An 11,848-nucleotide genomic window follows, 5' to 3' on the forward strand; every position below is an offset into this window, starting at 1 on the left:
GCGTAGGAGGCTCTCCTTTATGCGCGAAGGTGCTCCGCTTTCACAACCATTTGTAGGCCGTTAGACAGTTGAACTCGCACATCTTCCTTATTGATTTCAACGATAGTCGCTGCCATGTTGCCTTTGCCCATGTTCACGTTTACATCGTTGCCAACACGTACTTCGTCAGCAGTCAATGCGCGTGTTTCTACTGGCGCTTGGGCTTTAGGTGCTTTATTCGCCTGTGGGCGACGAGCTTGCTGAGGCTTCTTGCCTGCAGGTTTCGCTTTTGCTTTACCTTCTTCACGAGCTTTTTGCGCTTGCTCTTTCTTACGAGCTTGCACTTTTGCCTTGCTTTCAGCTAGTGCTGTTTTAGCGTGTTCAACGTGCTCTTCTTCTAGTTCGCCACATGGGTTACCGTCTAGATCGACACGTACTGCACCTGGTTTAACACCGTGTAGGTAGCGCCATGATGAAGTGTACTGTCTTAACGCTGCACGAAGCTGAGTCTTACTTACTTTCGGATCATCTGATAGACGATCCGCAAGATCTTGAAAAATACCAATTTTGAGTGGTTTGGCTTCACCTTCTAAAGTAAAGCACTTAGGGAAACATTCAGCAACGTATGCAATGATTTCTTTGCTGTTTTTTAACTTTTCAGTGTTTTCCATGTGGGTTCCTGGTTCGTGCGGACGTTCCGCGAGTATCATTAAGATAAATATTTCAGGTATTATAGTGACCTGAAAGCGAAAAACCACACTCAAACGCGAATTTATGCCTTGATAGCGTGTGAATTGAGCAGGTTTTCTACTTCAGCCATCAAAAATGTCAAACCTTGCTCGTCTTCTTCGCTGAAACGACCAACATTTGGACTATCGATATCTAAAACTCCGGCTATTTTACCATTAATTGAGAATGGAATCACAATCTCTGAGTTACTTGCCGCATCACAAGCGATGTGTCCTTCAAACTGATGCACATCATAAACGCGCTGAACGGTGTTCGTCGCGGCAGCAGTGCCACATACACCTCGCCCTAAAGGAATTCGCACGCAAGCAGGTTTTCCTTGAAATGGCCCCAAAACGAGTTCGTCGTTGTCCATCAGATAAAAGCCAACCCAGTTTAAGTGTTCTAATTCTAGGTTGAGTAACGCACTCAAGTTCGACAAATTAGCGATAAAATTGGTTTCCGCTTCTAATAATGACAACGCTTGCTTGGTGAGTCGCTGGTAATGTTCTATTTTCATATTATCTTCCGTGTGGATTTTTCTGCTTGAAAACATGAGACTTCTGCTGAGATTCTACGTACAATTATTCTAACTCTTAATAATAAGCATTATCACTTAATGATTGCAGAAGCTACCACTATTAGCCGTTCTTGGCTTATAACTCAAGTAAAAAAGAACAAGTCAAAGTTGCTTGTGGCCAACCTTATTGCCGTTCTTGCCACGTTGATTAGCGTTCCTATTCCACTCCTTATGCCCTTGATGGTCGATGAAGTGTTGCTCAATAAGCCAGGAGAAGGTTTAGCGTTGATGAATCACGTTATGCCTGATTCGATTCAAACACCGACCGGTTACATCTTCTTTACGCTCTTTTTAATCATTGTCATGCGCAGTGTTGGGCAAGCCCTCAACATTTTACAAAGCCGCCAATTTACCTTGGTGTCAAAACTGATCACCTATCAGATGCGCAGTAAAATGATCGATAAACTGGGTCGTATCAGTATTCGCCAGTATGAAACACAAGGGAGCGGTGGGATTAACGCGCACTTAGTCACGGATATCGAGACTATTGACCAATTTATTGGATCAACCCTGAGTAAATTCATCATCAGCTTGCTCACAGTGCTTGGCACGGCCGGCATTTTATTGTGGCTCGATTGGCGACTTGGTCTCTTTATTTTACTGGTAAACCCGATTGTGATTTATTTTTCTCGCAAATTGGGCAGCAAAGTGAAGCATCTCAAAAAAAGAGAAAACCAATCTTTCGAGCGCTTCCAGAATCGCTTGGTCGAAACACTTGATGGCATTTATCAGTTGCGCGCGGCGAATCGCGAGCGCGAGTTTCTGACAGAATTAAAGATCCAAGCCAACCAGGTGCGCTTAGATTCCGACAAATACGCATGGCAGTCAGAAGCGGCAGGCCGAGTGTCGTTCCTTCTTTTCTTACTTGGTTTTGAGCTGTTTCGCGCGGTAGCTATGTTAATGGTGCTATTCAGTGATTTAACCATTGGCCAGATATTCGCGGTCTTTGGCTACCTTTGGTTTATGCTTGGCCCAGTGCAAGAATTGTTGGGCATCCAGTTTTCATGGTACAGCGCCAAAGCCGCACTTGGCCGAATCAACACCTTATTACAGCTCGAAGAAGAATATCGCCCCGTGAGCAAGGTCAATCCTTTTGTGGCTGGGCAAGAAGTCGATGTATCGATCGAAAATGTACACTTCTCCTATAATGAAGAAACTAAGGTGCTCAATGATCTGAGTCTTCATATCCCCGCGGGCAAGAAAGTGGCGCTCGTTGGCGCAAGCGGTGGCGGCAAGTCAACGTTGATCCAGCTGCTTATTGGTGTCTATCGACAAGACTCTGGCAACATTCGATTTAACCAAGAAACGACGGATGACATAAGTTTCAATGTAATCCGTGAACAAATAGCCGTGGTTTTACAGCAACCTATACTATTTAACGACAGCTTGAGGCATAATCTCACCCTTGGCAGTGTGTGCAGTGATGAACAACTTTGGCATGCGCTTGAAGTCGCGCAGATGCAAGATGTCATTTTACAGCTGAGTGATGGCTTAGATTCGCAAATTGGTCGAAATGGTATTCGTCTTTCTGGCGGGCAACGTCAACGCCTTGCTATTGCACGCATGGTATTAAGCGATCCGAAGTTTGTGATTCTTGATGAAGCCACCTCAGCACTCGACACCGCAACTGAAGCAGCATTACACCGTGCGCTAACTGAATTTTTATGTGGGCGGACAACACTGATTGTCGCGCATCGCCTATCGGCAGTTAAACAAGCTGACCTAATCTACGTACTGGAAGATGGTCAAGTTACACAGTTTGGAACTCACGGAGAGTTAGTTGAACAACAAGGCTTATATCAAACCCTTTATGGCGCAGCACAATCAAACGGTTAAACTATCGACTTTATTGACGCGAGGGCTCAAATGAGCCCTCTTGCGCATCGTTGTAAAACCAGCAAGGTCCGCCTCTGCCAAGGCTGTGAGCTTCCCGTTGACGTTGTCGAAATCAAGTTGGGCAAAAGTGCCTACTGCCCTCGCTGCCGTTCGCAACTCTACCGTGGAGGCCAGCCTTCCCTTTCCGGCAATCTTGCTATTGCTGTCACCTGTTTGCTGCTTTTTATTCCATCACATTTTTTCAATTACCTGAGCATTCGCCTATTTGGCCAAATGATCCCTGCGACACTGCCCTCTGGTGTGTTTTCTTTATTTGGTGAAGGTTTTATTTTCCTGGCATTGCTGATCTTTTTTTGCAGCTCTATTGCACCCTTGATGGTGTGCAGCTCTGTGATGTTGGCGCATGTCGCGCTCAAAACGAGTCATTTTAAATTACTCAAATGCACTTTGTGGGTTATTCAGCACTTAAAACATTGGGTGATGATTGATGTGTTTCTCATTAGTGTGGCGATTTCCTGCTTTAAGCTGCAAGACTACTCGGACATTTTTGTTGGCCCAGGCCTCTACGGACTTATCTTATTGCAGATTTTCACCGTCCTGCTGATCAGTCGAGTGAGTACTCGTCGTTACTGGGAGGCGTATCGTCAAGAAAGCCATTATGCGTTTGAAAGAAAACAGGTGCATTGTTTATGCTGCCATCTTTCTCAACCTGAAGCCTCACACTGCGTCCGTTGCCAAAGCACGATTAGCCATCGCCGGCCTAACTCAATTCAAAAGACTTGGGCGTATTTAATTGCCGCTTCTATCGCGATATTTCCTGCCAACTTAATGCCCATTTCGGTGTTACTGACCAACGGTAAACGCTTAGAAGACACCATTTTTTCGGGTGTTGCCGCATTGATTAAAAATGGTATGACCGGTATTGCCATCATTATCTTTGTCGCCAGTATTGTGGTGCCCGTCGCTAAGATCATTGGCCTGACATATATTCTTTTGGCGATTAAATTCAAACGCCAAATATTTCATCGACAACGGATGATGATCTATTTCTTTGTTAAATGGATTGGTAAATGGTCAATGATGGATCTGTTTGTTATCTCCATCATGATGACCTTAGTTGACCGGGGTCAAATCCTTGATTTTACCCCGGGTTATGGTGCTGTTGCTTTTGGTTGCGTTGTGGTATTAACCATGTTGGCCGTCGAAAGTTTCGATCCAAGATTTATATGGGATAATTATCGAGATACCCCTATCGATGCCCCTATCGATAATAGTACGCTCGAAAACTGCCCCGACAATGTGTCTAAACAAAAAGAGTCTTTGAATGAGTAATTCTACGTCTTCGCAACCTTCTTATTCTCCCGATGTGAAGCGCAATAAGGGGATCTCCCCACTTTGGATTTTGCCCATCATCACGATGTTGCTGGCTGGCTGGCTGGTGTTTAAAGCCATCCACGATTCTGGTCAAAAAGTGCAAATTCACTTCTCTGATGCGCAAGGTCTTATCGCCGGCCGAACCACGGTTCGCTACCAAGGCTTGGAAGTGGGTATGGTCCGCTCTATTAATTTGAGTGAAGATTTACAAAGTATCTATGTTGAAGCGGATATCTACCCAGATGCCACCAAGCTATTATCCGACAAAACCCGTTTTTGGATGGTCAAGCCGACCGCGACGCTGTCTGGCATTTCGGGGTTAGATGCCCTTGTGTCTGGTAACTATATTGCGATTCAACCTGGCGAGCAAAAAGGCAAGCCAGAGACCGATTTTGTCGCTCTAGAGAGCGCCCCTGTTGATCTGTTCGCCAGCGAAGGGTTGAACATTAGTCTTAAATCTCGTGATTTAGGCGGCATTTCTATCGGTTCAAAAATTCTTTACCGTAAGATTCCTATTGGTGAGGTTTATGCCTACCAATTAGATAAAGACAACAAAGACGTTATTATCCAAGCGTCGATTAAAGACGAATACCGTTCAATCATCACCGATGAGAGTCGTTTCTGGAACGTCAGTGGCATTGGCGCAAGTATCGGGTTCTCTGGTGTCGATGTTCGTTTGGAAAGTTTAGCGGCATTAATTGGTGGTTCCATAGCGGTCGATTCACCAGACCGCGGCGAACCCGTGCAAGATAGCCAGCAATTTAAACTGTATCCTGATCTTAAAACGGCCGGTCGCGGCATTCCGATTAACATTGTGTTGCCGGACGACAATAAAATCAGCCCATCGGGCGCTCCCATTATTTATCGTGGTTTGGAAATTGGTCAGATCACCGATTTACATCTAGACCAAGAACGCAAACAAATTATTGCAGCCGCAGCCGTTCAGCCTGCCTTTAGTGACATGTTGACCGATGGCAGCCGTTTCATTCTTGAAGAAGCCGAGCTATCGCTCTCTGGCGTCGAAAATTTGGGGAATCTTGTCAAAGGTAACTTCTTGACGATTGTTCCTGGTGATGGCTTACGCTCGCGCAGCTTCACCGCCATTCGTAAAGCGGAATTCAACAAACAACAAGCTAAATCGATTTCTCTGCAACTGACCGCCGATAACTCGTTTGGTTTGGAGCAAGGCACAAACATTCTATACCGCGGCATTACCGTGGGCGAAGTGACTCGAGTGCAACTCGACCAAGAACAAGTTCGTTTTGACGCGCTCATTGATGTGCGTTATCAGCATCTGATTCGTTCGCAAAACCGTTTCTTTGTCACGGGCAGTGCGAGCGCTGAGTTAACCGACACTGGCGTCAACATCACCATTCCGCCAGCGAAACAGTTACTGGCAGGATCGATCAGCTTCGTTAGTGAAGGAAGCGGTAAAACCAATCGCGAATACCAACTCTATCAGAGTCGCTCATTAGCAGAACTGGCTAAGTATCGTTTGTCCGGCTCACAAAAAATCACACTGGTTACCGATGAACTACCGCCGATATCCAAAGGCAGTCCACTACTCTACCGTAATCTACAGGTCGGCAGTGTCTCTGACTTCAAACTGAACCAAGACAGCGTCTTGGTTACTTTGAGCATCGAAAACCAATACAAACATCTTCTTGATTCACAGACTGTGTTTTGGAATCGCTCTGGGATTGAGGTTGATGCGAGCTTAGCGGGCGTCACCGTCAAGGCCGACCCAATAAAGACATTAATTAAAGGTGGTATCGCCTTTGATTCTTTGCCTGGTGTGGTTAATCGTCACAACGACCAGTGGTTGTTATACAAAGACTTTAAGAGCGCTCGAAAGTCAGGTTACGCGGTCACATTAACCGCACCGGGAAGCAGCAATGTAACCATTGGTACTGCGATCAAATACAACAATATAAAAGTAGGTGAAGTCACGGATGTGATACCCGACTTTCAGCATGACAACGTGGAAATCAAAGCACAAATTCTACCCGAATATGCATTGCAAATCGCTCGTCAAGGCGCTTACTTCTGGCTACCACAAGCTGAAGTGGGATTGAGTGGCATTAAAAACATCAACAACCTGCTAAGCCAATCTATTAGTGTGCGGGTTGGCAAGGGGGAGCTGCACAACAACTTTACTCTGCATGAAAAACCGAAATCGACGGATGGTGTCATCTTTACTATGCAAAGTGAAACTCGCGGTTCACTCGTTGAAGGAACGCCCGTTCTTTATCGCCAAATGGAGGTAGGACATGTGACTTCTGTTGAGTTAGGTGAATTTGCTGATCGCGTTATCACCACCCTTTCAATCGATGCGCAATATGCCTACTTAGTGCGTCAAAATAGCGTATTTTGGAATACCTCCGGCGTAGATGTCTCAATCGGTTTAACGGGCGCGAATATTAAATCCGGTACTTTAGAGAGTTTACTACGAGGCGGGATTACGTTTGCTACGCCAGAGCAGGCACAACTGCAGCCAATAGCAAAATCAAACCAGTCCTTTTATTTATACCCAGCGCCAGAAGAGGCATGGACGAAATGGCGAACAGCCATACCGAAACCATAATCACCTCCTCTCTCGATTAAACGCAGCATTCGCTGCGTTTTTTCTAACCATACAAAGGGAGAATTTCCTTCTCTTCTACGTCGATGCTCGCACGCCGTTATCGTAAAGGTTATAATTGAGTATAAATTATTTCGTCGAGACAGAACCTTGCATCAGAACGTGTACTTACCTGAAAATTTTCTTACTGAAATGGCCGCTATTCTTCCTAAATCATTAAACATGGAAGACTTTATTTCGGCATGCCAACGTCCCCTGCGTAAAAGCGTTCGTGTTAATACCTTAAAGCTATCTGTCGACGCATTTTTACTGCGAGCAAAAGAAAAAGGCTGGCAACTGACGCCAGTGCCTTGGTGTCAAGACGGTTTTTGGATTGAGGCTGATGAGTCAGTTGTACCGCTCGGAAATACCGCTGAACATATGGCCGGCTTATTTTACATTCAAGAAGCCAGCTCAATGATGCCAGTTTCTGCATTGTTTATGAATAACCCTAACTATGACGCCGTATTAGATATGGCGGCCGCACCGGGTTCAAAAACCACGCAAGTCGCCGCCTGTATGCAAAATAACGGCGTGTTAGTGGCCAATGAGTTTTCAGCGAGCCGCGTAAAAGTGCTTCACGCCAATATCGAGCGCTGTGGTGTTCGTAATGCCGCACTCAGTAATTATGATGGCCGTGTGTTTGGCGCGTGGCTACCTGAACATTTTGACGCCGTACTTATCGATGCGCCTTGTTCTGGTGAGGGCACCGTCCGTAAAGATGCCGATGCCATGAAAAACTGGAGCAAGAGCTCCGTACTTTCTATCTCTGAAACGCAAAAAGACTTAATTGAAAGCGCCTTCCACGCGTTAAAACCCGGCGGCGTCATGGTTTACTCAACCTGCACCTTAAGCATTGAGGAAAACCAACAAGTTTGCCATCACCTAAAAGAAACCTTTGGTGATCTGGTTGAGTTTGATAGCTTAAAAGATCTATTCCCTGAGGCAGAAAAAGCGCTTACAGAAGAAGGCTTCTTACATATCTTCCCTCAAGTTTATGATTGTGAGGGCTTTTTTGTCGCACGCATCCGTAAAACTGGCTCAGCTACCGCGCCTGAAGTGAAAAAGCGCTTAGGGAAATTCCCATTTACTAAAGCTAACGACAAAACCCAACAAGACATTGCTCAACAATTACTTGCGGCATTAAACATCGAACTGCCTGAGCAAAGTCAGGTTTGGTTACGCGATAACGATGTCTGGCTGTTCCCCGCGTCTCTTGAACCGATGCTCAGTGAGTTTAAATTTTCACGCATGGGAATTAAGATTGCGGAAGCCCACAAAAAGGGTTATCGCTGGCAGCACCAAGTGGCTACCACGCTTGCAACAGGTAATGGTACAAATAACGTAGCACTTTCGATTGAAGATGCTCGTGAATGGTTTATGGGCCGAGATGTTCGTCCAGATGTTCAACCAGGTAAAGGCGAAGTCATCGTGACTTATGCTAACGATGTGATTGGGCTTGGAAAATGGGTGGGAAATCGAGTTAAAAACGGTCTACCAAGAGAATTGGTTCGTGATAAGAACTTATTTTAGTAGGTATGAGGTTAGTTGCAAATTACTACAATATCTCGCACATCCAAAATATTGCACTATAGTTAGTCTTATAAGTAGATAGATATTGTCTCACGCCGCATAGATTAGATTAGGCTCTAAGAGAGCCATTCCCCTAGGCCTGGATCAGGATAAGATCTGGGCCTTCTTTTTATCAGGCGCGCTCTGGTTAGAAACGCACCTGAACTTAAAGAGACCTAAACGTTAGCTCAAGCGAATGCCATCTTGTTCGATAGTAATTTTGCCCTGCTTGTAAAGACCACCAATCGTTTTCTTAAACGTGCCTTTACTGGTACGGAACGCAGAGAAAATGGCTTCTGGCGTTGACTTGTCGTTTAGCGGTAAGAAACCACCTTTTTTCTCTAGTAGCTCAATCACACGAGTGCTTAGCTCGTCCATTTTTGCTACGCCAATTTTTTGCAGCGATAGATCAACCTTGCCATCCGCACGCACGGCTTTCACGTAGCCTTTCAGTTTCTTGCCTACAAACAACTTACCAAACACGTCAGAGCTGAAAATCATGCCCCAGTGCTCACCATTAACGATGGCTTTATAACCAAGCTCACTGCGTTCTGCAATAAGCAGATCCACTTGTTGGTTGCTCTCGTAACTCGCCGGGGTTTTGTCTAACCATTTATTGAACTTCGTCGTGCCCACGATACGACCAGACGCTTTATCGGTGTACACATACACCAAGATAGATTGACCAACGGCTAGGCGACCGCGTTGCTCACTGAATGGGATCAGTAGATCTTTATCTTTCACGCCCCAGCTTGCAAAAGCACCAGTGCTGTTAACACCACCGATTTCCATCAAACCCCATTCGCCCACTTGCGCGATAGGTGTTTCCGTCGTCGCAGCAATGTGATTGTCAGAATCAAAATACAAAAATGCATCAATAAACTGACCTACTTCAATCCCTTCTGGAGCCAAGCGATTAGGTAACATAGTGGTGCCGTATTCGCCTGCATCAAGAAAGACACCAAACTCTGCTTTTTTAACAACTTCTAGGTGGTTTATTTGACCAACATTTATCATCGTATTTTTTCTCAGTAACACTTAATTTAGCGCGATTATAGCGAAACTCTGATATGCTTGCGCCAGATAATTAGAACTTTTTTCCTCTTGGAGCTTTCTCTTGATTACCGTTGATAAGCTAGACGGCATCACCCTCAAGATTTCTCACTCTATGGCGTCCAGCAAGAAAGCCGATCTTGACCTCTATTTTTTCGTGCCGGGTGAGTTAGGACTTTGTCCTGATGTATTAAAAGAAACCGAATTCTATTACGAGTCGATTGTCCAAAAACGCGCTTACTACAGTGATAAAACGCTGTTGCCTCTCGTGCACAGTCGCCTAGCAAAACGTGGCCGCCTGTCTTCAACTCAATATCGTGTTAGTTTGAGTTTGTTCGCCTATCAATATGTTATTGCCTTAGACAAGGCCGTGAGTGAACTGAATAAACACGATCGTGAATTAGTCACCGATGAAGAAATCGATGCGGTGATCGAGCTTGCCATCGACATTCTAAAAAAACTGCGCCGTGCCATTCCTTATGAAGAAAATCTAAAGCGTTACTATGCCAATATTGATAACTATCTCTCTTGGTATACCGAGCAAAAGTTTCTTTCTTTAGTCGCGCACATGCCGCGTGAAGGTGAATACAAAACCTTAAAAGAACGTTTGATCACGATTGTTGAAAAAGAAAAAGCGCACCGCAAACTGAACAACTACAACTCAGCAACAACACGTGACGACGTCACGCGTATGAGTAACAAAATGCGTTTACTGCGCCGTTTAATCGAGCACCCTATCGTTCTTAAAGAGCGTACGACCTCGCTTGGTAAAAACATGAAACGTGCAGTAAAAGGGATTGCGACTGGTTTTGTGATGGTCTTCGTGACCACGACCGCGATTCTTGCTCGTGATTACTGGGGTGAAATCACCGCCTCATTTATTATTGCGATGTCGTTTGTTTACGCGCTGCGTGAGATATTTAAAGATGACTTGCGTGATGTGTTATGGCGCTGGTTCCGAAAAGGCAAACCAAAATGGCGTCGACGTTATATTGACCCAACAACCAATAAAACGGTTGGTCAAAAAACGGAATGGCTCGACTATACGCAGTTAAATAAACTGCCTGACCGCATACAATTTGTACGAAAAAAACGCACCGCACAACGTGAAGAACAGATCCTGCATTACCGTTCACACATTGAGATGGCAACATCTAAATTCATGAGCGGTTACGAAGAAACTCGCGAATCTATGATGATCAACCTGCGTTCAATTACACGTTTGATGGATAAAGGATCCAATAAAGTCTATCTACTAAACAATGGTCAAGTCAGTCGAGAATCGGTAGAGAAACGCCATTTGATAAACTTAATCGCCCAAGAAAACCGTTATGATGGAAAACCACGCTACCATCGCTGGAAAATCATCATGAACCGTTCAAAGATTGTCGCGATAGAAAAAATCGATGTCGACCCAAATATTCCACTGCCATAGAGCATGACTTGGGAACATTACTTACGTAACGTTTTTTTAATCGATAACGTTAATTGAAATACCGCCATAGGCTCATCACCATGCAATGTTGGGCATGTGGCGGTAATCGTGACGGCTTGATTGACACGTTGCCCAGTGGCAATGGTTTGATCCAGCATTTCATCAATTAATCGGCCATCTTGACAAGTAAAGACCACATCCGCTTCAGGACGTTTTAAAAAGTCAGCTTGTACGGCTTTAAACGCTAAGCTAATACGTTCTCCCCGCATTTGGCTTTTGCTCATCGCCATAAAACCCCCAGCGACATCCGCCCCAATAGCCAGCACACCAAAATAAAGACTGTTGAGATGGTTTTTGTTACGCCGCTTTAACGGAATTAACACCTCTACTTTATCATTATCGAGATGAATAATTTTTGGTCGGCAATACCAAATAAGTGGCACCTTAAACATGCCAAACAATTTAAGGTACAAGTTGGCTTTTTGTAATGGCGAAAGCAAATTTGACTTCATAACGAACTGGTCTGATGTGTTTATTGAATTTTCATTAAAGCTGAATTAAACCAACTGTCAACATACCGTTAACACTTATGAGACTTACCACCGCCCCATGAGTTACATTGTCACCTTATTTAAGCTGTTTATTTACTCGGTTATAAGTTAAATCTTAAGAA

9 protein-coding genes are annotated in these 11,848 nt (G+C 44.8%); 5 read left to right on the forward strand and 4 right to left on the reverse strand.

Annotated features, from left to right (window positions below; all coding sequences use genetic code 11):
* Positions 1-17: 17 nt before the first annotated feature.
* Positions 18-650, reverse strand: coding sequence for an RNA chaperone ProQ (gene proQ / locus OJ16_RS00440; RefSeq protein WP_040986304.1), 633 nt, complete (start codon positions 648-650; stop codon positions 18-20).
* A 101-nt stretch (positions 651-751) separates the two neighbouring features.
* Positions 752-1,225 (reverse strand): GAF domain-containing protein, encoded by a 474-nt coding sequence (locus OJ16_RS00445; RefSeq protein ID WP_040986306.1) that lies wholly within the window; start codon positions 1,223-1,225, stop codon positions 752-754.
* A gap of 99 nt (positions 1,226-1,324) precedes the next feature.
* Here OJ16_RS00445 and OJ16_RS00450 point away from each other — a divergent pair, with 99 nt between their 5' ends.
* The 4 genes from OJ16_RS00450 (at position 1,325) to rsmF (ending at position 8,648) form a co-directional block, all read left to right on the forward strand.
* Positions 1,325-3,121, forward strand: coding sequence for an ABC transporter ATP-binding protein (locus tag OJ16_RS00450; protein ID WP_040986308.1), 1,797 nt, complete (start codon positions 1,325-1,327; stop codon positions 3,119-3,121).
* A gap of 30 nt (positions 3,122-3,151) precedes the next feature.
* On the forward strand, positions 3,152-4,453 hold the full coding sequence (locus tag OJ16_RS00455; RefSeq protein WP_040986310.1) for a paraquat-inducible protein A: 1,302 nt from the start codon (positions 3,152-3,154) through the stop codon (positions 4,451-4,453).
* Positions 4,446-7,079: an MlaD family protein gene (locus tag OJ16_RS00460; RefSeq protein ID WP_040986312.1), complete on the forward strand. Its 2,634-nt coding sequence runs from the start codon at positions 4,446-4,448 to the stop codon at positions 7,077-7,079. Before OJ16_RS00455 ends, OJ16_RS00460 begins: the two co-directional genes overlap by 8 nt.
* Positions 7,080-7,226: 147 nt before the next feature.
* Positions 7,227-8,648 carry a 16S rRNA (cytosine(1407)-C(5))-methyltransferase RsmF gene (rsmF, locus tag OJ16_RS00465; RefSeq protein WP_082030195.1) on the forward strand — a complete coding sequence of 474 codons (1,422 nt, stop codon included), beginning with the start codon at positions 7,227-7,229 and terminating at the stop codon, positions 8,646-8,648.
* Positions 8,649-8,870: 222 nt separating this feature from the next.
* On the opposite strand, the gene OJ16_RS00470 is transcribed toward rsmF, so the two are convergent.
* The gene (locus OJ16_RS00470; protein WP_040986316.1) at positions 8,871-9,704 is read right to left on the reverse strand and encodes a CvfB family protein; all 834 of its coding nucleotides are present in this window, start codon (positions 9,702-9,704) and stop codon (positions 8,871-8,873) included.
* Between the two features lie 100 nt (positions 9,705-9,804).
* Between OJ16_RS00470 and OJ16_RS00475 the strand changes: the two genes are divergently transcribed.
* Positions 9,805-11,175, forward strand: coding sequence for a hypothetical protein (locus tag OJ16_RS00475; protein WP_040986317.1), 1,371 nt, complete (start codon positions 9,805-9,807; stop codon positions 11,173-11,175).
* A gap of 17 nt (positions 11,176-11,192) precedes the next feature.
* On the opposite strand, the gene OJ16_RS00480 is transcribed toward OJ16_RS00475, so the two are convergent.
* Positions 11,193-11,675: a PaaI family thioesterase gene (locus OJ16_RS00480; RefSeq protein ID WP_173425040.1), complete on the reverse strand. Its 483-nt coding sequence runs from the start codon at positions 11,673-11,675 to the stop codon at positions 11,193-11,195.
* Positions 11,676-11,848 lie beyond the last annotated feature (173 nt).

The organism is Vibrio renipiscarius (assembly GCF_000827885.1).
GTDB classification, from domain to species: Bacteria; Pseudomonadota; Gammaproteobacteria; order Enterobacterales; family Vibrionaceae; genus Vibrio; species Vibrio renipiscarius.